Here is a 23,285-nt window from a genome sequence, read left to right on the forward strand (position 1 = left end):
GCCGCTGCATCACGCGGCTTTTTATATATCTGCGCTAATCCCGGCGCACCTCTACTCCCTGGGCCTCGATTCGTTTGCGGATCTCAAGCATCTTTTCATCCGTCTGGGCAATCACATCGGCACACTGCTTCAGCTCACCGCTGATTTCCCCATCCGTGTCAAAAAAAGATTTCTTGTATTTCAATTCATGGTCCAGGCTTGCCCAGAAGTCCATGGCAATGGTGCGGATCTGAACCTCTACCCGGATAAACTGTTTGGAATCCGTGAAAAAGACCGGAACCTCGATGATCATGTGGTAGCTTCGGTAGCCGTTTGGCTTGGGATTTTTGATATAATCCTTCACAGCGATGACCCTTACATCGTCCTGGCGCACCAGCATCTCCGCCACTTCATAGATATCATCCACAAAGGAGCAGATGATACGCACTCCCGCCACATCATCCAGATTTTTAACCATGGACTCCAAAGATACCTCCAATCCCCTGCGCTGCAGTTTCTCCACAATGCTGAGAGGCTTCTTTACACGGGACTTGATCATCTCAATGGGGTTGCGCTGGTTTTTGACAGAAAGCTCGTCATTTAAGACCTCCAGTTTCGTCTTTACCTCCCGGATGGCGCAGGTATAATGCATCATCACCTGCTGGAACTGTCGGGCCTGATCCAGCCAGATATCGGGCACCTGAACAAGATCAGGAACACGGACAATGGACTGGTGAAGCTCGCTGTTGGGACTAAGATTGATATTCATTGATTCTGCCACCTCATTTTGTGCTACAGGGCCAGTACAGCCTCTGCTGCTTTTTCAAACCATGGCATATCTATGTATTCTACCCGGCCGCCGTCTACCATCTGGGCAAGCTTCGGATCAATCGGGATCTGCGCAAGAACCTTTAAGCCATATTCCCTGGCCGCCTGCTCCACATGACTCTCACCGAACACATTAATATGCCTGCCGCAGTCCGGACATTCCAGATAACTCATATTTTCTACAATGCCAAGAATGGGGATATCCATTTTCTTTGCCATATTGACCGCCTTTCCAACGATCATGCTCACCAGCTCCTGAGGAGAGGTTACAATGATGATCCCGTCCACAGGAAGAGACTGAAATACCGTCAGAGGCACATCCCCGGTTCCAGGAGGCATATCCACAAACATATAGTCCACATCCTGCCACAACGTCTCACTCCAGAACTGCTTTACCGCGCCGGCGATCACAGGACCTCTCCAGATCACAGGGTCTGTCGCATTGTCTAAAAGCAGATTGGCAGACATAATATCTATCCCCTCCAGGGATCTTGCAGGAATCATCAGACGGCCGTCAGGCGTCACTGCCGGTTTCTCGTCTGCTACTCCAAACGCCATGGGGATTGACGGGCCGGTGATATCCGCATCCAGCACAGCGGTATGTTTCCCCCTGCGGTTGGCGCTCACAGCCATCAGGGAGGTCACAAGAGACTTGCCTACTCCGCCCTTTCCGCTGACGATGCCGATCACCTTCTTTACCCTGCTCTCCGGTGCCAGCGCTTCTAAAAAGCTTGTTTTATCTGCTGTACGGCTGCCGCAGTTAGCACTGCAGGAGCCGCAGTCATGATTACATTCACTCATGGTCACTTTCTCCTTCTAAACTTCGTTTCCTTCTTCTGCCTGGAGGCAGCTATTGTTTTTATTATACGGCTTTCCTCTTAGAATGTCCATTCCTTTCCCGTGTATTTCACAGCGAACAATGGAGCGCCTTTCTGTTTGCTCAGCATTTTTCCTGAATCGCCCCTAAAAACGCCGTCAGGCCAAAACGCTCATCCTTGGTAAGGCATTTCTCTAAAAGGATCCGGTTCTCATCTGAATGTTCTACCTCCCTGGAATATCGGTGGGCTGTATCAGCCATTTCATCCAGCGTCAGGCATTTCTGCTCCATCCATCGCCCCAGAGCCATATCCTGAATCACAAGCACGGAGGCCGCAGCCATTTTTAACTTCCCATACGGATTTTCGTTGTAAACACCCCCGCAGAAACCGGTGAACACAAAATAGACCATCATCTGCTCGGTCCACAACTCCAGGTCGGGACAGGCAGCCGCAAATTCCTTCCAGCCGGCCTTATAGGCCTCTTCCCCGCCTTCATACAGTGCAGCAGCCAGTTTCTCCCGAACCCGGGGCCACGCAGCGTTTAAGGGTTCCATTTTCCTTAAAATAGAAAATAAATCCTGCATCAGCCGGTAACGGCTTCCAAAAACAGTCTTTTTTCTAAAATATTCCTCCCTGTTTTCCTTCTCATACCGGACCAACAGGGCGTCCGCCTCATAAAGCCTGTTTTCCCGAATCCTGCGCTGAAGATCGTGTCCCAGAGCCAGCGCCATCGACAGGCGAAGTTCCATTTCCATCTGCCGGTTCTGCAGTATTTTTAAAATAAGCGTCCTTGCATCTGTGAGTTTTGTATACAGGAAGAAGTCAAATTCTTCGTATGTTTCTTCCTTCTCATCCTCTTTCTCCAGAAAACGCACCGGTTCCTTACAGCCCAGGATCAGCTTTGCCGCCGCCGGGCAGGATAGGCACAGGGAAATCTCTCTGCAGCCTTCAAATTCCTCCGTATGGCGGGGATACATCCTGCAGGTTCTGCACAGGCTGTCCTTTCCCTCTTCGATATAGAGATCGCAGAGATCCTCCTCATTCAGAAAGGCACAGCGGCCCTTATATCGTTTAAAAGATCCCTCCTTCCAGTCGATGGAATTTTTCAGACGATTGCCAAAAGGCCCTTTTACCGTTCCATACTGCTTAAGAGACCGTTCATCGATCATGATGGACCAGCCGGCACAGCAGGTGTCGGGACATTCCGACGCAATACACGTAAAACGTTTGTAATAATGGGGGTAGATATAAAGCATACCTTTTATGCCTTTCTTATGATTTTGTGTCCCTGCGTCCCAGACGGATATCTTCCAGATAGCTGCCAAGTTCTTCTCCTGTATTCTGGAACAGGTAATTTTTCCCCGGTGTTCCCAGGCGTTCCTTTTCCTCGCGGATCAGGCGGTTTGTCCACTCAATCTCCTCTTTTAAATCTTTTGCAGACATCAGACGGCAGCCCTGACCGTAGATGATCAGCTGCTCCAGGCCGTCTGAGGTAGCCACCGTGACCTGATAGGTGCGGCCGATCCGGTGAGCCAGCTTTTCGATATACTGATCTGCCGTTTCCGCTTCTTTTGTATAAACGACATGAATATTGTGGTAATCCAGCGCTTCTCCAGTATTTCCCGATACCTTGTAGGCATCAAATACCAGGATCAGCGTGCATTTTTTGTAGCCCTGGTAGTTGCAGAGAATGTCCATCAGCTTATGGCGGGCTCCCTCGATGGTGGTCTTTGAAAGCTCTCTCAGTTCTTCCCAGGCAAAAATGATATTATAGCCATCTACCAGAAGATATTCTGTTTCCTCTTCCTTTTTCGGGGCAGAAATGTTCGTTTTGCCGGCTGTATATACCCGTCGGGCAGGCGCTTCCTGATTTGGATTTCTTCTGCGAACCGGCCCAAAGGTCCGCTGGAAAATGGCTTCCAGCTCTTTATCATCCGCCCAGGACCCACTAAAACGGCCGTTTCCCACGCCGCCCATTTTCCGGTCTGCTTCCGTTTTCCCCTCCTCCTCTTTCTTTTTTAAGGGGCTTTCCAGATGCATATACTGCTTCACCTGATCCCAGGGTACTGCAAACCCGGCCCCGTGGGAGCAGAACACGGATCCAGTTGGGTTATCCAGATCCCCATCAGGATCATACCCGGCGGCCCGGATCACTTCTTCCTCATTATGACAGGGCTCGTAATCCTTAACCCACAGAGACAGGCGACCTCTTCCCCTGGTGTATGCCGTCACCTCCCTCTGGTAATCCCGAAGATTTACCACCGGCCCTTTTCCCGTAAGAACCGCCGTCTCTTTCTGGGTCTGAGGCGGATCAAAGACGCAGCATTTTCTCTCAAAATCTGCCATGGCCCTTCCCAGATTCTCTGCAGGAAGCTCCATGCGAAATCCATAATAAGGCTCCAGCAGACGGCATTTTCCCGCTCGCAGCCCCTGACGCAGTGCCCGGTAGGTAGCCTGGCGGAAGTCTCCTCCCTCAGTGTGCTTAATATGTGCCCTTCCAGTCAGCAGCGTGATCCGCATATCCGTAATCTCCGCCCCGGTCATCACTCCCCGGTGGCGTTTTTCCTCCAGATGGGTAAGAATCAGACGCTGCCAGTTCCGATCCAGCACATCCTCACTGCAGGCCGTATGAAACTGCAGGCCGCTGCCTGGCTCACCCGGCTCCAGAAGAAGATGCACCTCCGCATAATGGCGCAGAGGCTCAAAATGTCCCACTCCCTCCATCGGCTCCAGAATCGTCTCCTTATACACAATGTTCCCTGTGCCAAATTCCACCGAAAGGCCATATCGCTCCCGGATCAGTGTCTGCAAAATATCAATCTGCACGTCGCCCATGACCTGGGCCTGGATTTCTCCTGTCGCTTCCTCCCACAGGATATGAAGCTCCGGCTCCTCCTCTTCCAGCTGGCGCAGATCCCGCAGACTTTTATGGACATCTTCCCCCTCCGGCAGAAGGATCCGATACGTCAAAACCGGCTCCAGAATCGGAAGTTCCGAGGCCGCCTCTTCCCCCAGCCCCTGACCTGGCCTGGAAGATACAAGTCCCGTCACCGCACATACGGTTCCTGCCTCCGCCTCCTGGACAGTCTCATATTTAGCTCCTGAGTAAATGCGGATCTGATTTACCTTCTCATCTTCTATCAATGTATCCTTCACCCGAAGGACGCCTCCGGTTACCTTAAGATGGGTCAGCCGCATCCCCTGGCTGTCCCTGGATATCTTATAGATTTTTGCGCCAAAACAAGAGCTTCTCTCAGGAACCGGTATTATTTCCCCCAGTTCCCTCAAAAAGCTCTCAATCCCCTGCAATTTAAGAGCAGAACCGAAAAAGCACGGAAACAGTTTCCGCTCTGCCATCAGGCGCGCTGCTGTATCCGGCGGAAGCTCTCCGGATTCCAGGTACGCTTCCAATACAGCTTCATCGCAGACAGCCAGACTTTCCTCAAAGCCCTCCGGATCCTCTGTTTGGGGATCCCATGCACCGCCTTGCGCCTGCCAGCCGCCAAAATCCACGCAGGCCTCATCCAGGCGGCTCTTAAGTTCTGCCATAAGCGTCTCTTTCTGCGTCCCCTGCTGATCCATTTTATTGACAAAAAGACACACCGGAATCCGGTAGCGCTTTAACAGACGCCACAGCGTTTCCGTATGACCCTGGACGCCGTCTGCCCCGTTAATCACAAGGATAGCGCAGTCCAGCACCTGCAGAGTCCGCTCCATCTCTGCGGAAAAGTCCACATGGCCGGGAGTGTCCAGCAGAGTAACGGACGTATCCTCCAGAGAGAACACGGCCTGTTTGGAAAAAATAGTGATCCCCCTGGCCCGCTCCAGTTCATACGTGTCCAGAAAAGCATCCCGGTCATCTACCCGTCCCAGCTTTCGTATGGCCCCGGCCAGATAGAGAATCGCCTCCGACAGTGTAGTCTTGCCCGCGTCTACATGGGCCAACAGACCAGCACATATATGTTTTTTAATTTTATCGGACTTCTGTTCGCCCATAAAAATTGCCTCCTTCCGCGATTGCATAATACTGCATTATACCACAAAAGGAGGCTTTGGTCGAGATAGTGGTCTCTTGAGTTTCTGCAGCTTCATCCTCAGCCTTTTGATTTTGCATCCATTCTCCTTCGCAGTCCTTTTTAATGCGGAGCTGTGGGCGCCGTCTTAGGCGCTGCGGGGCGGTTAATGGTAAGTGGCAGATTGACTCCCATCACATTTAAAATAATACCGCCTGCCTCGGACGCCAGTACGGTGGGAACCTTCTCAGCCTCTACCACCACGGGGCGCAGCTTATTGTCGCGGTTAAACTTCTGAAACTCTAAAATATCTGTAAAGGCGGGCTGGTACAGCTGTCCGTCCTTCATTTTCACAAGAGGAATCCCCTTTTCCTCCTTCTGGATGGCAAAGATATAGCTGCCCTTGCGGAAATCAGCCGTCAGCTCCTCGTTGAGCTCACGGATCCGGTCTGCTCTCTCCTTTGCAGCCGCTTCATCCCCAGACTCAATCGGCCTTCTCATCTCCTGAGACAGGTAAACAGCCGTCAGATGAAGAGATGGATTCTCTACCCATACCGTACCCTCAGGCATATCCTCCGGGGCTTTGCGCTTTACAATATCGCTTACCTGCATCGCTGCCTTTTCCCCTCTCATTTCCACGATGAGAGCATTAACGCCCATGGCGTACAGGCTGGTAAAAAATACCAGCATATCCTTACCGTTGATTTTTGCCACGGAGGAAGGGATCTTCTGTTCCGTCAGACGGGCCGCCTCTGCCTTCGCCTCCTCCTCCTCAAGAAATAAAAACACCTCATCATCAAAGGTTTCAGGATCGCATACAACGTATGGCTCTCTTGTACACAGAGAGATCAGTGCAAAAATATCAGCATCATGTCCAAGACGGCTAAGAAGCTCCTTCTTTACAGCTGCCGTGGTAGTTTGCGTGTCGCTCATTTTCTTTTTCTCCTTATCAATACATTCTGATAAAATTGTACCACATTCCGCAGACAGGCGCAATTAGTTCAGGTATTTTGTTTTTGCCCGAAAAGAGAATACCTGTCCGCAAGAAAACGCATAGCAGCAAAAAGACCGGCGCCTGATGCGGTGCCGGCCTTTTTATTCCTTATTCAAATTATAAATGTCCTATTTTACAAAAACGGCTGTTTCCTTCCTACTGTCCGGCTGCCTGGGTATTCTCTCCCAGGTATGCAGCCATATCCTGATAGGAAGCGGGATCCTGTACGGAAGGAACCTCTACCGGCTGGCCCGGATCTGCGATTCCGATATCGCCGTCCATTTTCATCGTAACCGTCTGTCCCTGATCGGTCACGCTCATATCCAGCTTCATACGCATCTTCACACAGTTTCCTGCGGGATCTACCACATATTCACATTGAATATCGCTTATATCCAGCCCAGAAAGATCCGTCAGTCCGCTCATGCCGGCAGCACTTAAGACGGTCTGAATATATTCATTCATCTTATCGTCCTCGATCACAAAGCCAACCACTTTATTCTCCCCCTCACCCCAGAGGCGGAAGTTCGATAAGAGGTCATCTTCATCAAAAGTCAGGGTGGATACCTTGGTCTGCTCTGTTATCGCACTCACGTCCATGGGCATCTTTATCTTCTGGCCCATGGTATCCACATAATACCATCCGTCCTGATAGTAAGCGGACATGATCACAGGTTCCTGAAGGCCGTCCATGGTAGTACGGGCATACACCATGTATTTCATCTGCTGTGGATCTGTCATATGATTCATCTTCATATTCATCTCCATACGCATATTCATGGAATCTATGCCAGCCTCTTCCAGCATATCGCCTCCAACGGATATCTTAAAATCCGCAAAGGCATTCATATCCGTCAGTGCCTTTTGCTTCTCCTCCACCTGATGGTAAAGAGCTCTGGCATCGTCAGAATTGTCCGCGTATGCAGTCATCGGACACAACAAAGCGGCAGATAAAAGAACAGCAGCAAAACGTTTCATTTTTCTCATAGCGTAACCTCCTTTAAATACGTACAGAAAACACCTCCTGCGTGCTTTCTTACGTCATAATTAACATCCCCTGAAACGATCAATGGTGATATTGCTATTGTAATCCAAATTCGGTCATTTGTCCATGAAAAATGCAAATACATTTCTTACATTTTCATCTGTTTTTCTTAAGATTCCGACTCTTTGCCGCCCACTGACCTATCTGCCAAAATACTGATCCACGCCCGCTGCCAGACCGTCGGCCAGCCGATTTAAAACAGCCTCCGAATGATCCGAGGCCTTATCTCCCAGTTCGATATCCACAGAGGGGATGGTGGAATAGGAGGTCTGAGTCAGATCCATGGCCATGGCTCCTCCGAAAAAAATCTTAACTCCCTGGGCCTTTAAGCCGGCCACCAGGCTCTCGCCCAGCGCCTGGTGCTGCTGCCAATGAGATTTTACAGGCTCCATCCCGCGATAGGAGGCATTATCGGGTACGCTCATATAAAAAGCGCCTTTATCCGTAGCTGTGGAATCCCAATGGAGGGCAATGTGGCAGTCGCTGGCATTGTTGGCAATTACAGTTCTGGCAATGTTGTCCAGCTGAACATCATCGCTCTCCCGGATCATCAGAACATCATAGCCTTTTGCCAGCAGCTTTTCCTTTAAAATCCGTGCCATAGACAGCGTAACTCTGCTTTCCGGCGTACCATCTGAAAATGTCATTCCCCCGGAGACGGCAGCTGCAGTAACGGCTCCCGCTCCCGTGGTGCCGCCTGTAACCTTGGGACTTCCATCAGGATGGCATTGGGTCTTGACAGCCGAACCGCCCTTGGTACCGTGTCCGGCATTGACGCAGACGGTTATATTCTTCCTATCAGCCCTGTCGCTTTTATAAAGAACGGCGCTGCCGGAGGTAATCTTTGCAAACGCTGCGTACTTCCAGCCGGAATCCAGGCCCACAGCACTCTCCTTCTGCCCGGAGGACACCTCTTCAAATTCCGGCAAAGCCGCCTGGGTGCGGTTTGCCGTGTTGACGGTGATCTCTGCCGGGGCGGCAGACGAATATTTTAAGGAATCCTCATTTAGCCCTGTCTCCTGAGCCCTTTCCGTATCCGGCATACCTTCCTGTACGGCCTGGCCGTCACCATCTTTACCGGTCTCTGAATAAGCCTGCTCTCTCAGCTCCTGGCTGGAAGCATAGCCCGAACAGCCCGCAAAAGACATGGCCGCCGCCAGCAGCACAGCCGCGCCGCAAAGCTTACGCCCTCTCATATAATCGTTCCTCCTCCCACAACGTAGCCATCCTCATAAAATACAACCGCCTGTCCCGGAGCAGCAGCCCGGACAGGCTCGTCAAACCGGCACTCTACCAGACCATCCGCTGTTTCCCGAATGGTGCACATAGCCCCGCTGTGATTGTAACGTATCTTTGCTTTTACCCCCATGGTTTTGCCGTGAAGTCCGTCCGCTGCCATCCAGTTTAAGTCTTTGCAGCGTACAATCTCCGTAAAAACATCCTGGCTGTCCCCGATCACCACCTCGTTGGTCTCCGGCCTCAGCGCAGTGACAAACACCGGATGGCCCATGGCCAGATTTAAGCCTTTTCGCTGCCCTACGGTGTAATGGGTGATTCCTTTATGACGGCCGATCACATTCCCCTGCTGATCCACAAAATTGCCCGGACAGCAGACCTCTCCCGTATACTGCTCGATAAAGGAGGCATGGTCATGGTCGGGGATAAAGCAGATTTCCTGGCTGTCGGGCTTTGATGCTACCGGCAGGCCCAGTTTCTGTGCCATCTGCCGGATCTCGTCCTTGTGATAGTTTCCCACCGGCATCAGCGTACGGGACAGCTGCTCCTGGGTCAGGTTATAAAGGGCATACGTCTGATCTTTTGCTGCCGTCACCGAAGTCTGAAGGGCGAAACGCCCGTTTTCCAGTTCTGCAATCCTTGCATAATGGCCTGTGGCAATGCAGTCCGCCCCGATAGCCAGGCTTCTCTGAAGCAGCGACTCCCATTTTACATAACGGTTGCAGGCAATACAGGGATTGGGGGTACGGCCTTCCAGATATTCCCTGGCAAAATAATCCATCACCCTGCGCTTAAACTCCTGCTTGAAATTCATGACATAATAAGGGATACCCAGTTCCATGGCAACCCTGCGGGCATCATCTACTGCGCTTAAACCGCAGCAGCCGCCCTCTGCCTCCTGGACCTCGGTATCCTCATCCTGCCATATCTGCATGGTCACTCCGATCACGTCGTACCCCTGCTCTTTTAACAGCCAGGCAGCCACGGAGGAGTCAACTCCTCCTGACATACCTACTACTACTTTTTTACTCAATAGTCTTCCTCTTCTTCCTCTTCTTCGATATTATCCTTGGGCTTTTCCAGGCCTTCGATGGTAATACCGTTTTTCTGTGCATAATCCCAGAGGGCGGCGTGAATGGCCTCCTCTGCCAACAATGAACAGTGTACCTTAACAGGAGGCAGTCCGTCAAGTGCTTCCATCACCGCTTTGTTTGTAACTTCCATGGCCTCCTGAACCGTCTTGCCTTTTACAAGCTCCGTTGCCATGCTGCTTGTAGCCACAGCGGCGCCGCAGCCGAAGGTTTTGAATTTTACATCACGGATCACCTGGTTCTCATCAATATCAAAATAAATCCGCATGATGTCGCCGCACTTGGGATTTCCCACTGTGCCTACACCACTGGGGTTTTCGATCTCTCCTACATTTCTGGGGTGTTCAAAATGGTCCATTACCTTTTCTGAATACATGGTTCATTCTCCAATCTTTTTCTTAAATATATCCGGCCTCTTACCGGCTGTGTTTTCTCATATAATCCTCGTACAGAGGAGAAAGTCCTCTTAAATATTCTACGATCTCCCTGATCTTTTCCGCTGTAAAATCCATCTCTTCTTTTGTATTTTCCTCGCTTAAGGTCAGGCGCAGGGAACCATGGGCGATCTCATGAGGAAGGCCGATGGCGAGAAGGACATGGGACGGATCCAAAGAGCCTGACGTGCAGGCGGAACCGCTGGAACCGCAGATTCCAGCCATATCCAGCTTAATCAAAAGGGATTCTCCCTCGATGAACTGAAAAGCAAAATTGATGTTATTTGGCAGACGGTCGGTGCGGGAGCCGTTGATCCGTGTAAAGGGAACCTCTTTTAAAACCTTTTCCATAAGGTAATCTCTCAATTCCCCCTCTTTTTCTGTCCGCTCTTTCATGTCTGCCATGGCAAGTTCCACCGCTTTTGCGTATCCTGCAATACCGGGAACATTTTCCGTACCTGCCCGGCGCTTGCGCTCCTGGGCTCCGCCGTGGATGAAGGAACGGATCTTGACGCCCTTGCGGATATAGAGAAAACCGATTCCCTTTGGGCCGTTCAGCTTGTGCCCGCTGGTGCTCATCATATCAATATTGTACTCGTCTACCTGGATGGGGACATGGCCGTATGCCTGTACGGCATCCGTATGGAACAGAATGCCGTGCTCTCTTGCAATAGCACCGATCTCCTTAACCGGTTCGATGGTTCCGATCTCGTTATTTGCAAACATGATGGAAATCAGAATGGTGTCCGGACGAATGGCTTTTTTCAGCTCATCCAGTTTTACCACTCCATTCTCATCCACATCCAGATAAGTAACCTCGTATCCTTTCTTTTCCAGATACTGACAGGTATGAAGTATGGCATGATGCTCGATCTTGCTGGTGATGATATGCTTTCCTTTATCGGCATAAGCCTCCGCCGCAGCAATCAGCGCCCAGTTGTCCGCCTCGCTGCCTCCTGCTGTGAAATAGATCTCATTGCTTTTTGCTCCGATGGAAGAAGCAATAGTCTCTCTTGCTTTCGTCACCGCCTCTTTGCTCTTGGATGAAAATGTATATACTGAGGATGGGTTTCCGTAATATTCAGTAAAATACGGAAGCATTGCCTCTACGACCTCAGGACGGGTCTTTGTGGTAGCTGCATTATCAAGGTAAATCATTTTTTCCATGTGATTGCTCCGCCTTTCAATTTGGTAACTCCAAGTATATCATACTATTCCTACAAATTCAATAGGATTAGTGCGATTTAAAATAAAACAATCATCTTTCTCGTCTAATCTCCCCGTCCCCCACATAAAATACCGTAACAGCACAGGAGCAGTCTGAGGTCATACGGGGCATTTTTCTGTTTGGATGTACCGGTTTTGGCGCCGTATGCTCCTGGACTGGCGCCATTTGCAGATAAGGGAACACACATCCGCAGACGGCGCATCCATTCCATGCAGAAGGAGGCATTTTCCATGCAGCGTTCCGTCAACCGTCTTTCCACTCCCGTCTCTGCCTCCGCACCGGCCTCCAGCCGCTCCATGCTGCGGCCGCACCTCTCCCCGCGCAAAAAAGCCTTTCTCACCAGCACGCTTCTCCTTACCTCCACAGGCCTGATCTGCCGGGTTCTGGGATTTTTTTACCGTATTTACCTGTCGCGGGCCATCGGAGCCGAGGGGTTAGGAATCTATCAGATGGTCCATCCCCTTTTCGGTATCTGCTTTGCGCTCTGCGCCGGTTCCCTTCAAACAGCTCTCAGCCAGTATGTGGCAGCCTGCCAGCCCCAGGGAAAGAAAGCCCTTCTGGCTGCCCTTTCTCTCTCCATGAGCCTCTCCCTCATCCTGGCCTGGGGAATCACCGCTTTGAGCCAGCCCCTGGCCCGCTATGTCCTGTTGGAACCCCGGTGCGCCCCTTATCTGCCTGTGATCGCACTGTCCGTCCCGTTCTGCGCCCTTCATGCCTGTATCAACGGCTATTACTATGGAATGCAGAAAACAAAAGTTCCCGCTCTGTCTCAGGTAGCAGAACAGGCAGTCCGCATGGGAGCCGTCTGGCTGATCGCTGCCGTGTGGGCGGAAAAGGGCCGGCCTGTCACGGCAGAACTTGCCTTCTACGGCCATTTAGTAGGAGAAATGGCCTCCGCGCTCTTTACGCTCATGTGTCTGGGAGCCTTTCCGCCCGCAAAAAAACAGCCGTCTAAAGGAGAACAACCGGCGCACAGCCTCCATCCCTCTTCCCACAGCTCTTCCCATGTCTTTTATTCCCTGCTTTCCCTGGCTGTGCCCCTTATGGGAAACCGACTGGTGCTGAATATTCTGGGAAGCGCTGAGGCAGTCTGGATTCCCAACCGCCTGATGGCTTACGGCCTTACAGACTCCCAGGCCCTGTCCCTGTACGGTGTTCTCACCAGTATGGCAATGCCCTTTATCTTCTTTCCCTCTGCCATAACCAACTCCATGGCCGTACTCCTTCTCCCCTCCGCCGCAGAGGCGCAGGCAAGCGGCAGTACAGAGCGCATTTCCTCCATGCTGGCTGTCTCCATGCGCTACAGCTGCTATATGGGCATCCTGTGCATCGGTATTTTTACACTATTCGGAAACACTCTGGGAACCAGCCTTTTTCATGATCCCCAGGCCGGGGAATTTATCACCATCCTCTGCTGGCTCTGCCCCTTTATGTATCTGGCTACCACTCTGGGAAGCATACAGAACGGCCTTGGACGGACGTCCTCCACCTTTTTTCAGAATATCGCCGCCATGGTTCTCCGCCTTGCTTTCGTCCTCTTTGCCATCCCGCGCTTTGGCATTCTGGGATACCTGTGGGGGCTTCTTGCCAGCGAGCTTGCCCTGGCGCTCATGTGTTTCTTTACCCTAAACCGTCTGGCCCCCGTTCCCTGGAATGTCTTTTCCATGGTAGTAAAGCCGGTTCTGTTCCTTTTTACCGCTATCGGCACAGATCTGGCGCTGTGCGCCCTTCTCCCGCGCCTTTCCTCTCTGCCGCCCTTTTTCAGCGCCGCACTGCAGACCGTTTTTATCAGCCTGGTGTATGGGGGGCTACTGCTTTTATTTCATCAGAGAACGGATGCTCGATAAGATCTGTCCGGTAATATTTCATCGGCTGTAACTGTTCAGGACGGCGAAAGGCATTCAAGAAGATCACCTCGTCCTGAATCTATACCATTGACTTTAAACTGCTTCCATGTTACAATGTCCCTGCTTGTCAGAGGACTTGCAGTCAAAAAGATTGTTGAAGTGGGATAAGACCGTTTAGGGTTTTATCCCACTTTTTTTATAAAGCGGGGTAAAGCTCAGAGGGTTTGCCCCGCTTCCTTTATGGAGGTATTCTTATGAACACTAAAACAAAATCCTTATTTGGTTACATCCTCCCTGCACTGGGCGGCTCGTTTGTAACCTATCTTTACAATGTTGTAGACGGTATTTTTGTAGGGCAGGGCGTAGGCCCGGCTGCCCTGGGTGCTGTCAATATCGGAGTTCCGTTCATCACCTTTGTTGTTGCCGTCGCAGCCATGTTCCCCATGGGCGGAGCAACGATTGTCGCTATCCGAATGGGCCGAGCGGATAAAAACGGCGCAAATCACGCCTTTATGACCGCTTTTTCCCTGACGCTTCTGATCTCCATTATACTTATGACCACAGGAATGGCATTTTCCCGACAGATCGTTGACCTAAGCGGCGCCAAAAAACTGAGTGAGGAAATGAGAAAAATGTCTGCCGAGTATTTGTTTTACTATTCTGCTTTTTCCATTCCCATGCTTATGAGCACCTGTCTTTCTGTTTTTGTGAGAAATGACGGCTCTCCAATGCTTTCCTTTGTGGGAATGTGCACAGGAGCGACATCCAATATCTTCCTGGACTGGCTGTTTATCTTCCCCCTTCATATGGGTGTAACCGGCGCGGCTGTTGCCTCCGGCCTGGGCCAGATTCTTTCAGTCCTTGTGCTGCTTTCCCATTTTATACTGAAAAAGGGGGATCTGCGGATCCGCCCATTTAAAATTGACGTTTCATTGATAATAAAAATCTGCAGGCGCGGTGTGCCCGAAGCAGTTACCCAGCTTGCAACGCCTGTCACCGCGCTCTGCTATAACCTCATGCTGGCCAGCCTGGTGGGCGACATCGGCATATCCACCTTTAGTGTTTTAAGCTTCATTTTTTCCCTTGCCAATGCCATCCTATCCGGCGTGGCCCAGGGCCTGCAGCCCCTTTGGGGACATTGCTGTGGCAAAGGAAATACCAGGGATATGGGATGGTATTTTTACTGCGGACTCCTTATTAACAGTATCCTGTCCGTTTTGATTTACGGAGTGCTGTTCTTTTTTGACAGGGCCGTAATCCGTATTTTTAGCAGCAGCGCAGACCTTGTACAGGCCGCTTCCGCAGCTTTACCGCTGTTTAGCCTGTCCTTCATCCCCATGGCGCTGAACCTTATCTATACGGCCTTCCTGTTCTCTACCAAAAGAACCGAAGCGGCAAACATCGTTGCAATCAGCAGAGGGATTGTGATAAAAGCCTTGGCCATTTTCTGTATTCCTGTGGTTTTTGGAAGCGGCTCTATCTGGATCGCGCCATTTGCCGCAGAAATCGTGACTCTTGCGCTCGCTGTCAGACTGTGTAGAGAAAATGGGAAAAAGGATCAGATATTCAAAAAATAACAAAACTTAAGTCCTGCTTTGGCAGCCTGGCCGGATACCATAAGAGCACGCCTATTGCACCACAATCAAAAAGACGGACAAAAGCAATGGCTTTTTACCCGTCTTTTTTACTGCATATCATGTATGCATTTATACCCGGTCAAAGACCTCCTGCAAAAACGCCACATCCTCATGGAAACGCTCTCTGTCAGAGTTTTCCAGCAGCATGGGAATATACGGTTTCTTTTCCTTAATGAGCTTCATAAACGGCTCATAATTAAAAAGTCCCTCTCCTACGTGCTTGAAAATCTGGTTTTCGCCGTCAAAGACGAAATCCTTCATATGAAGGGCGCTGATCCGGTCTCCATAATACTCAAAGGCCTGCCCGATCACCCTGGCCTGGGCTTCGGGTGCTGTCTCATTGGGATGGATCAGATTCACGCCGTCTAAGATTACCTCTACATTAGGGGAATCTATATCATCCAAAAACCGTTTCATCCGGGCAGGGCTGCAGAGCGTGTGGTCAAATACCCCTTCCACCCCTACGATCACTCCCAGCTTTTCAGCCGCAGCCACGATTTCTCTCATGCTCTTTAACAGCAGCTGATATCCATCCTCAGAATAAGTCTCCGGGGTTACACGAAAATCTGAAGATAAACGTCCTGTCTCAGTGCCTACCATATCCGCACCGATAATCCGGGCATATTTTAAATGCTCAATGAATCTGGCCACCTCTTTTTTCCGCTCTGACTCCACCGGATGCGTGGGGTTTATATAGCAGCCGAGCACCGCTACATGAATGTCATTTTTATCCAGCTGCTCCTTTATGTAGCGGGCAAAGCCGGGATTGTAACGGCCTGTTGTAAAATCATAATTGCTGATGGATTTGGCAAACGCCAGCTGGATCTGATGGATCCCATTTTCCTTTGCCTGTTCAAATACTTTTTCCATCTCCATTTTCGGACACAGGTCATGGCAGCGCATACCAGTGTTTAATTTCATGATAACTCCTCCTTTGGCTCTGCAAATACGTCCCTCACTGACGTTTCTGGTCTCCTGCGTTAAGGAAACGGAACATTCCAGCAGCGTCCAGGATCTTTGCAATATAAAAAAAGATCAGAGAATCAATGGGCCACATGATCAGATTTTTAATGATCCGCGGCGGCAAAAGGATCATAAATGCCTTTCCGTATAACACAGAAAGACACAGGGTATTAAGAAGCACATTGCACACCAGGCTTACAGCTAAATGGGCGGCAAACACTCTCCAAAGTGTCAGCGGCTTCTTATAATAAAAAGAGCCGTAGATCACGCCGGCCAGCATGGCCACCAGGGTAAAACCAGGAAAAAATCCCCCGGTAGGCTTGATCATATATTTTAAAATATCAAGCGCCCCTGCGAACAGACTTCCTGCCGCCGGCCCGAACAGATAGTGAACCAGTTCATTGGGAATACCGGAAAAACCAATGCGCACTGTAGGGCCCACCTCGATGCTCAAAGACCCAAGCACAATGGCCGCCGCGCCCAGCATGGCGCAGATGGTAACCGTCTTTGCCTCCTTAAGCTGACGGAAGGAACAGGTAAACAAAGTTGCTAATCTTGTCATAAAAAAATTACCTCCTTTGCAGACCTCTCAAACTACAATCGGAGATAATCAACCCCTATGATCTTCTCTGATGCAGCGGGATGCGGCCTATGCACCGCAGAAAGTTCCGGAAATGTACCCCCATCCGGCACTTGCTTTCGTCTGGCTGGCAACTCCCTGTCCAGCCGGCACTTAACGCGCATACGCCTACTCTGCTTATTTATTTTTCAATGATAACTATACACTTTTTTCAAAGATATGCAAGCACTTTTTCACATTAAAGAAGAAAATCGTCCAAAACACCTGCAGCTGACCGTATTTTCCCTTGGACGACATAAAAAATACACCCTCTCTCCCTCCGAATCAGAAGGTGAGCCGGGCGTTTTTCACTGTCCCTTCAGCGCTGTTATGCTGCATACCGGGAAATTTCCTCCATAAGTTCCTGACAGGCGTCGTCTGTATGAACAATGACCTCTACGGTCTTAGACTTTGCCAGGGCCAGCACACCTACGATGGATTTTGCGTCTACAATCCTGCTTCCGCATTTTACATCTGCATCATATTCGTACCGATTCATAATTCTTACAAAATCAATGATCTGATCTGGCCGTTCAAATTTAACTGCAACACGTTTCATGTTCATTACCTCCATCATATGCATGATGCGCCCCCTGGGGGAGCGCAGCTGTTTATAAAAGATCACTGCCTGATACACGGGGATGGCTGCTTACAGTAAGCAGTACCAGGCAATGCCTGCTATCATCTTATGTATTTATGGTATCATCCGTTCCTGCAAAGTTCCATGGTAAAATCTTTTCATCCTCTGTAAAATCCTACGATTTTCCCTGAAATTCTGCTCAGACCGCCTTTATAAAGCCGCTCATTTACTGTTTTTGAGTAAAATCATGTATTTTACATTGCGGTTTCTTGTATTATAATAGATTCACGGAAGATGAATTTTGGGAGGGTAAAATGGAATTTAAAGGCCTTTTTGACCTGCAGCTCATGATGTTTCTTCTCATGGGCACAGGTATGTTTCTGCGAAAGAAAAATATCATAACAAAGGAAGGGCGGGGTGTACTGACGGATCTGATCATCAACGTCCTTCTCCCCTGCAATATTATAACCGCTTTTTCCATCCCCTTTGACCGTTCTCTGCTGGTATCTGGTTTTCAGATCCTTATGGTCTCGTTGTTCCTTCAGCTGTTCTGCGCCGCTGTCAGCGCCTTCTGCTACCAAAAGCTCCCCAAAAAACAGAGGATGATCCTCCAGTACGGCACCGTCTGCTCCAATGCCGGTTTTCTTGGAAATCCGGTTGCCGAGGGGCTTTACGGCTCGCTGGGTCTTTTGTTCGCCTCTATCTATCTGATCCCGCAGCGAATCGTCATGTGGTCTGCCGGTGTATCTTATTTTACAGAAAGCCCCGACAAAAAAGAGGTGCTGAAAAAGGTTTTAAGGCATCCCTGCATCATTGCCGTGGAAATCGGGATCCTGCTGATGGCTGCCCAGTACAGGCTGCCCCTGTTTCTAAGCAAGGCTGTAAGCAGCCTGGGAGGCTGCACGACTGCCATTACCATGCTTTTTATTGGTTCAGGTCTGGCAGACGCGGGGATCCGTCATATGGTCTCAAAGCTTACAGTAAGCTACTGCCTGATCCGCCTGCTTTTTATCCCATCAGCCGTTCTTGCGGGCTGTCTTATGTTTTCCATTGACCCGGCCGCCGGAGGTGTGGCCGTAGTGCTGGCGGCTATGCCGGCCGGAAGCACCACCTCGATCCTGGCTGCCAAATATCAGGGCGACGAGACCTTTGCTGCCCAATGCGTAGTCCTCTCCACCCTTGCCTCTATGGCTGTGCTGCCGCTCTGGTGCATGGTAATCCAGGCTTTGTTATAAAACGAAAGGAACGATTCCATGAAATTATTGATCGCAGATGACGAAAAACTGACCAGGGAAGGCATACGAAACCTGTTAGATTTAAAAAAACTGGGCATTACGGAGGTCTTTTTGGCCGATGACGGGATTCACGGCCTGGAAGCGGCCAGATCGCACCGACCGGATATCATTTTAACGGACGTCCGTATGCCCCGCATGACCGGTGTGGAAATGGCCTCACGGTATCTGGAAGAAGCTCCTGACACAGCCGTTCTCTTTATGAGCGCCTATTCAGACCGCGAATATCTGAAGGCGGCCATCAAATTAAAAGCCGTAAACTACATTGACAAGCCCCTGGATAAAAAAGAACTGGAGAACGCACTGGAGGAGGCGGCAGACCGGTGCCGCTCCCTTGGGGCCGCCAAAAGCGGGGCGATGCTCAAGGAGCAGGATCTCAAAGGCCACCTGGTGCTTTTTCTCACGGATGGGGCAAAAGCGGCTGCCGCAGCCGCCCTGGGAGCCTGTCTTTCTCCTGCCATCGAACCAGACTTCTGGTTTAGTGCAGTTGTCACAAGCTGCCTGACCCCTTTGTCCGAGCTTCCTTCCGAAGAGTTGATGAAGGAAAGCCAGCTTTTTTCCGGGTATCTTAAGGAACACGGCATAACCCGGCTGATAATGCCGAAGGCTGACCGTTATATCATAAGCTTTCTCTGCAGCCCTTCCCGTCCGGAGACCAAAGTTCTGGAAGACTTTACCCGGCTGGTGCAGTCACGAATGAAGACTTACTGCCGTTTCTTTATAGCAGCCGGCCCGATTCTTCAGGGTATGGCGCAGGCCTCCGTTTCCTACCATAGCGCCATGAACCTTTTAGATGAAAGCTTTTACCATGACTATAACTCGGTCCTGACCCCGCAGCCGGCCGCAGGATCCTATCAGCCGGCCGCAGACCCCTTTACAGACTTTGGCGCTGCCTTAACGGCCCAAAAGAAAGAGGATGCCCTGAAGGCGGCAGAGGCATTTTACAGAGGCTTAAAAGACGGCCCTCCTCTTCCCGCAGCCCAGGCAAAAGACCGGTACTTCCGCTACCTGAATAAACTGGACGAAATCAGTCTTGCCAATCACATTTCTCTGTGGAAACGAGAAGGTCTGGAGTCCGAATCCATCTGGGAGGACGTTATGAACCGGGCTACCCTGAGGGAGCTTCATGAATTTCTCTGTGAACGGATACAGCTTTATTTTCAGCACCTGATTTTCAACCAGACCGAACATCCTGTTGTCTTTCAGATCAAGGAGTACATCCGTCTAAACTATGCAGTCCCTACCTTGTCCGTACCGGAAATCAGCGAATACGTCAACCGCTCTTCCAGCTATGTCTGCACCCTCTTTAAAAACGAAACAGGCCAGACCGTGAATCAGTACCTGACCGATTACCGGATCAAAATGTCCAAACAGTTTTTAAACGATCCCCGCTACCGGATTGCAGACATTTCCGCAAAGGCAGGCTACAGTGACGGAAACTATTACAGCAAGGCCTTCCGCAAAATCGTAGGCCTTTCCCCATCTGAATACAGGGAGAAAATGCTCTGATGAAACATCCTCTGAAACGTTTGCTGCATTATTACATCTATGACATGAAACTTAAGAAAAAGCTGGCTGTATCGTACGCCATTCTTTTTATGCTGCCTATGGCCGTAGTGACAGTTCTTATGTTTACCCGGTTCTTTCAGATCGTACTAAATAATACCCTTCAGTCGGAAGAGGCTTTCCACGCTCAGTCTGCCCTTGCCGCTGAGAATCTGATGACCCATATATCCTATGCTTCCGACACCCTCACAGACGCCCTTTCCGTCCAGGGCCTCTTTTCCATTCCAAAAGAGCAGGCAAAGACCTCCGCATTATCCCGCTCCCAGCTGGACAGCCTGTACAACCAGGCCCGTATGGCCGCAGAGCCGTCCCTGATCCGGTCGGTACGGATCTACTATGACGACAGCAGCTATCCCAGGCTGGATGTCTGGAACAACGGGCGTCAAATCCTGTTTTCCCCTCTTTCTTCCCTGGACAGCCAATGGATCTCACAGTTTAAGGCTTCTGAGGAAGATTATCTGTTCTGTTCCTCCTCTCTCTCGGAAACAGAACGGGAGACCTGCGGCAATCTGGCTTATATTACACGATTGAATTATCTCCCCCAAAATGGGGAGACAGAGCGAGAGACGGCCGCCTATGTTGCTGTATATTTCTCTCGTTCCTCTCTTCAGGAGCTGATCGCAAACCGGCGATCCATCGAGGGAGAATACACCTTCTTTGCAGACCAAAACGGGCGGACAATCCAGACCGGGGACCTAAAAACAAACAAGTCTATGCCTGCCATCCCACCGGAGCTTTTTGAGCAGCTGAAGACAGAGGAAGAATTTCTGCCTGCTGAGTTAAACGGGATCCGGGTATATGCAGCCTGTTTTCCTGTGAAGGATTCTGGCTGGTATCTCATTTCCCTCATCCCCAGAGAAAAACTTCAGGCAGTAGGCGCTTCCACCATCATGAATTTCATCGGCCTGTATGCCTTTATCTCTCTTCTGGCCCTGTTTTTGGCGTATCTGCTCTCAAGATCTTTCGCAGACCGCATCATCCATGTGGCCCTTCAGATGGAAAGTATTCGCTCCGGCCGTCCCCAGCCTCTTATATTAGAGCAGGCCGGCAATGATGAGATCGGGATTCTTTCCGGGGCCTACAATTTTATGACCGCTGAAATCAATGAGCTTATGGATCAGCAGGAACAGGCTTCAAAAGAGCTTCAGAAGGCTCAGTTCCGGGCGCTCCAGGCACAGATCAATCCCCATTTTCTCTACAATACCCTGGATATGATCAACTGGCTGGCTCAGTCCGGCCAGATCGGGCAGGTAAGCGAAGCCATCCAGGCCTTGACCCGTTTTTACCGCCTGACCCTTGGACGCAAGGATCTCCTCTCTTCCATCAGAGATGAGATAACCCATGTGTCTCTATATATGCAGCTGCAGAATATGCGCTACAATCACTGCGCCTCCTTTATCGCTGATGTTCCTCCGGAACTTTTGGATTTCACCATACCAAAGCTGACATTTCAGCCTATCGTAGAAAATGCCCTTCTCCATGGTATCCTGATGAAGGAAGAGAAGAAGGGCTCCATCCTCCTTACCGGGTGGCGGGAGGACAATGATATTATCTTAGTCATCTGCGATGACGGGGCTGGAATCCCTCCGGAAAAACTGGATACTCTTTTGGATGAGCCAAATACTGAAGGCGCTCTTACCTCCACCCGGCACATCGGCGTATCCAATACAAACCTGCGGCTGAAAAGTCTTTACGGAGAAGGCTTTGGACTGTCATTCACAAGCGTTACAGGAAAAGGCACAGAGGTAACTCTGAAAATCCCCGCAATGCAGGAGCAGATGCCTCTGTGACGCTCCTGCCAAATAACATTCCCGGCCCATCCATCCTCCATCCGTTCCTTTGCTGCCACGTTCATGAATCTTCATATGCAGTTTCAGCCTTTGAAGTTCTTTCCATGGCTGTAGTATACAAAAAACAGATCCGCCAGAAAAACCGTTCCCATCACAAACAGCGCCAGCCAGGATCCCGGCGAACGCAGATCCAGCCGATCTAAAAAGCACAGCGCACTGATTCCCCACAGAAGCAGGGGCAGTGCCGCAATGGAAATAACGCGAAGAATCCTGTATCTGCGGACCGTCATCCCTGCCGGGATATAATCCTCCGGATGAACCAGCTCGCAGCGGATCACAATTCCCAGACGCGAGGAAGTTCTGTAGGCTTTATATTCAGCCCCATCCATCATAAACCGGGGTGACAGACCCTTTTTGGTGATCACGATCGTTTTCTTATTTTCTCTGGCATATTTGAGAAGTTCCTGAGAAAAAATCTCCGGATCATCGCACCGATCCTCAGGCATGAAGGAAAAATCCCGGATTGCCTCGGACCGCACCACCTGCGCATAATCGTTAATGAACTGCATAAATACAGATCCCGCTCTCTCCTCTTTCTCTATCTCTTCCAGATACATATCCGGATCTACATCTGCCAGCTGTTCCTCCTTTATCTTCCCGCAAAACTCCAATGCAGCCGTCAATTCTTCCTTTTGAGACTGCAGACGGCTGATCTGGGACGCAATTGCTTCCTCCAAAGAGATATCGCCCTCAAACATCCGGCGAATCTCTCCCACCGGCATCCCCAATTTCCGAAACAAGCGGATCATTTTCAAGCGGCCAATATCCTCCTCGGAATACAGCCGGTAGGAATTTTCCTCATTCCTCTCAGGCGTCAGCAGTCCCTGTTTTTCATAGTATCGGATATTCTGGCTGGTGATCCCCGTCAGCTGTTGGGCTTCTTTGATTGTCCGTGACATATCTTCCCCTCCTTATCCGCGCTGTTATCTCCAGCGCATCTTTGCTCTCCAAGCATAAGGCTTATACCAGGTATAATGTCAAGTTTTTTATATTTTTGTACAAAAAAATCCGAAACCTAAGTTTCCTTAAGTTCCGGATCATCATCCAGTGCAGAAGAAGGGAGTCGAACCCTCAAGGTATTACTACCACACGGACCTGAACCGTGCGCGTCTGCCAATTCCGCCACTTCTGCATATGCGGGAGATGGGACTTGAACCCACACGAGCATACACCCACAAGATCCTTAGTCTTGCCTGTCTGCCAATTCCAGCACTCCCGCAGCACGTGTTATAATATATCACACTGTTTCCATTTTGGCAATACCT

19 protein-coding genes, 2 tRNA genes and 1 riboswitch are annotated in these 23,285 nt (G+C 50.4%); of the genes, 5 read left to right on the forward strand and 16 right to left on the reverse strand.

Features of this window, described 5'->3' with window-relative positions:
- Positions 1 to 34 precede the first annotated feature (34 nt).
- The 10 genes from HW447_RS07625 to nifS form a co-directional block, all read right to left on the reverse strand.
- Positions 35 to 748: a GTP pyrophosphokinase gene (locus HW447_RS07625; RefSeq protein ID WP_176254723.1), complete on the reverse strand. Its 714-nt coding sequence runs from the start codon at positions 746 to 748 to the stop codon at positions 35 to 37.
- A gap of 23 nt (positions 749 to 771) precedes the next feature.
- Positions 772 to 1,608 (reverse strand): Mrp/NBP35 family ATP-binding protein, encoded by an 837-nt coding sequence (locus HW447_RS07630; protein WP_176254724.1) that lies wholly within the window; start codon positions 1,606 to 1,608, stop codon positions 772 to 774.
- Between the two features lie 139 nt (positions 1,609 to 1,747).
- Positions 1,748 to 2,950, reverse strand: a complete 1,203-nt coding sequence (gene fliB / locus HW447_RS07635) for a flagellin lysine-N-methylase (RefSeq protein ID WP_243176238.1) — start codon at positions 2,948 to 2,950, stop codon at positions 1,748 to 1,750.
- Positions 2,898 to 5,621, reverse strand: a complete 2,724-nt coding sequence (locus HW447_RS07640; RefSeq protein ID WP_176254725.1) for a translation factor GTPase family protein — start codon at positions 5,619 to 5,621, stop codon at positions 2,898 to 2,900. Before HW447_RS07640 ends, fliB begins: the two co-directional genes overlap by 53 nt.
- Positions 5,622 to 5,761: 140 nt before the next feature.
- Positions 5,762 to 6,571 (reverse strand): SseB family protein, encoded by an 810-nt coding sequence (locus tag HW447_RS07645; protein ID WP_176254726.1) that lies wholly within the window; start codon positions 6,569 to 6,571, stop codon positions 5,762 to 5,764.
- 217 nt (positions 6,572 to 6,788) lie between these two features.
- Positions 6,789 to 7,619 carry a DUF6612 family protein gene (locus HW447_RS07650; RefSeq protein ID WP_176254727.1) on the reverse strand — a complete coding sequence of 277 codons (831 nt, stop codon included), beginning with the start codon at positions 7,617 to 7,619 and terminating at the stop codon, positions 6,789 to 6,791.
- A 198-nt stretch (positions 7,620 to 7,817) separates the two neighbouring features.
- Complete coding sequence (locus tag HW447_RS07655) at positions 7,818 to 8,873, reverse strand: N-acetylmuramoyl-L-alanine amidase family protein (RefSeq protein ID WP_176254728.1); 1,056 nt, start codon at positions 8,871 to 8,873, stop codon at positions 7,818 to 7,820.
- Positions 8,870 to 9,946 carry a tRNA 2-thiouridine(34) synthase MnmA gene (gene mnmA / locus HW447_RS07660; RefSeq protein ID WP_176254729.1) on the reverse strand — a complete coding sequence of 359 codons (1,077 nt, stop codon included), beginning with the start codon at positions 9,944 to 9,946 and terminating at the stop codon, positions 8,870 to 8,872. The genes HW447_RS07655 and mnmA overlap by 4 nt, the downstream gene beginning before the upstream one ends.
- The gene (nifU, locus tag HW447_RS07665; RefSeq protein WP_176254730.1) at positions 9,943 to 10,380 is read right to left on the reverse strand and encodes a Fe-S cluster assembly scaffold protein NifU; all 438 of its coding nucleotides are present in this window, start codon (positions 10,378 to 10,380) and stop codon (positions 9,943 to 9,945) included. Before nifU ends, mnmA begins: the two co-directional genes overlap by 4 nt.
- Positions 10,381 to 10,420: 40 nt before the next feature.
- A complete protein-coding gene (gene nifS, locus HW447_RS07670) occupies positions 10,421 to 11,605 on the reverse strand; it encodes a cysteine desulfurase NifS (RefSeq protein WP_176254731.1) in 1,185 nt (394 codons plus the stop codon).
- Between the two features lie 357 nt (positions 11,606 to 11,962).
- On the opposite strand from nifS, the gene HW447_RS07675 reads away from it, so the two are divergent.
- The gene (locus tag HW447_RS07675; RefSeq protein WP_243176244.1) at positions 11,963 to 13,513 is read left to right on the forward strand and encodes an oligosaccharide flippase family protein; all 1,551 of its coding nucleotides are present in this window, start codon (positions 11,963 to 11,965) and stop codon (positions 13,511 to 13,513) included.
- Positions 13,514 to 13,767: 254 nt separating this feature from the next.
- Entirely contained in the window at positions 13,768 to 15,090 is a 1,323-nt protein-coding gene (locus tag HW447_RS07680; protein ID WP_176254732.1) for an MATE family efflux transporter, read from the forward strand.
- A gap of 129 nt (positions 15,091 to 15,219) precedes the next feature.
- Here the strand turns inward: HW447_RS07680 and HW447_RS07685 are convergent, their stop codons facing one another.
- From HW447_RS07685 to HW447_RS07695, 3 genes are all read right to left on the reverse strand, one after another.
- The gene (locus HW447_RS07685) at positions 15,220 to 16,071 is read right to left on the reverse strand and encodes a sugar phosphate isomerase/epimerase family protein (RefSeq protein WP_176254733.1); all 852 of its coding nucleotides are present in this window, start codon (positions 16,069 to 16,071) and stop codon (positions 15,220 to 15,222) included.
- A 34-nt stretch (positions 16,072 to 16,105) separates the two neighbouring features.
- Complete coding sequence (locus HW447_RS07690; protein WP_176254734.1) at positions 16,106 to 16,675, reverse strand: folate family ECF transporter S component; 570 nt, start codon at positions 16,673 to 16,675, stop codon at positions 16,106 to 16,108.
- 71 nt (positions 16,676 to 16,746) lie between these two features.
- A riboswitch (THF riboswitch) is annotated at positions 16,747 to 16,871 on the reverse strand.
- Positions 16,872 to 17,060: 189 nt separating this feature from the next.
- Positions 17,061 to 17,291 (reverse strand): HPr family phosphocarrier protein, encoded by a 231-nt coding sequence (locus HW447_RS07695; protein ID WP_176254735.1) that lies wholly within the window; start codon positions 17,289 to 17,291, stop codon positions 17,061 to 17,063.
- A 335-nt stretch (positions 17,292 to 17,626) separates the two neighbouring features.
- Here HW447_RS07695 and HW447_RS07700 point away from each other — a divergent pair, with 335 nt between their 5' ends.
- From HW447_RS07700 to HW447_RS07710, 3 genes are read left to right on the forward strand one after another with little or no spacing between them, the layout of a single operon-like run.
- A complete protein-coding gene (locus HW447_RS07700; protein ID WP_176254736.1) occupies positions 17,627 to 18,547 on the forward strand; it encodes an AEC family transporter in 921 nt (306 codons plus the stop codon).
- An 18-nt stretch (positions 18,548 to 18,565) separates the two neighbouring features.
- Entirely contained in the window at positions 18,566 to 20,113 is a 1,548-nt protein-coding gene (locus HW447_RS07705) for a response regulator transcription factor (protein ID WP_176254737.1), read from the forward strand.
- Positions 20,113 to 21,960, forward strand: a complete 1,848-nt coding sequence (locus HW447_RS07710) for a cache domain-containing sensor histidine kinase (protein ID WP_176254738.1) — start codon at positions 20,113 to 20,115, stop codon at positions 21,958 to 21,960. Before HW447_RS07705 ends, HW447_RS07710 begins: the two co-directional genes overlap by 1 nt.
- An 83-nt stretch (positions 21,961 to 22,043) precedes the next feature.
- On the opposite strand, the gene HW447_RS07715 is transcribed toward HW447_RS07710, so the two are convergent.
- The 3 genes from HW447_RS07715 to HW447_RS07725 form a co-directional block, all read right to left on the reverse strand.
- Positions 22,044 to 22,919, reverse strand: a complete 876-nt coding sequence (locus HW447_RS07715; RefSeq protein WP_176254739.1) for a MerR family transcriptional regulator — start codon at positions 22,917 to 22,919, stop codon at positions 22,044 to 22,046.
- Between the two features lie 149 nt (positions 22,920 to 23,068).
- Positions 23,069 to 23,152 (reverse strand) — tRNA-Leu (locus tag HW447_RS07720).
- A gap of 3 nt (positions 23,153 to 23,155) precedes the next feature.
- A tRNA-Leu gene (locus HW447_RS07725) sits at positions 23,156 to 23,239 on the reverse strand.
- Positions 23,240 to 23,285 lie beyond the last annotated feature (46 nt).

Origin of the sequence: Enterocloster alcoholdehydrogenati (assembly GCF_013282095.1) — a bacterium.
Classification (GTDB): Bacteria; Bacillota; Clostridia; order Lachnospirales; family Lachnospiraceae; genus Enterocloster; species Enterocloster alcoholdehydrogenati.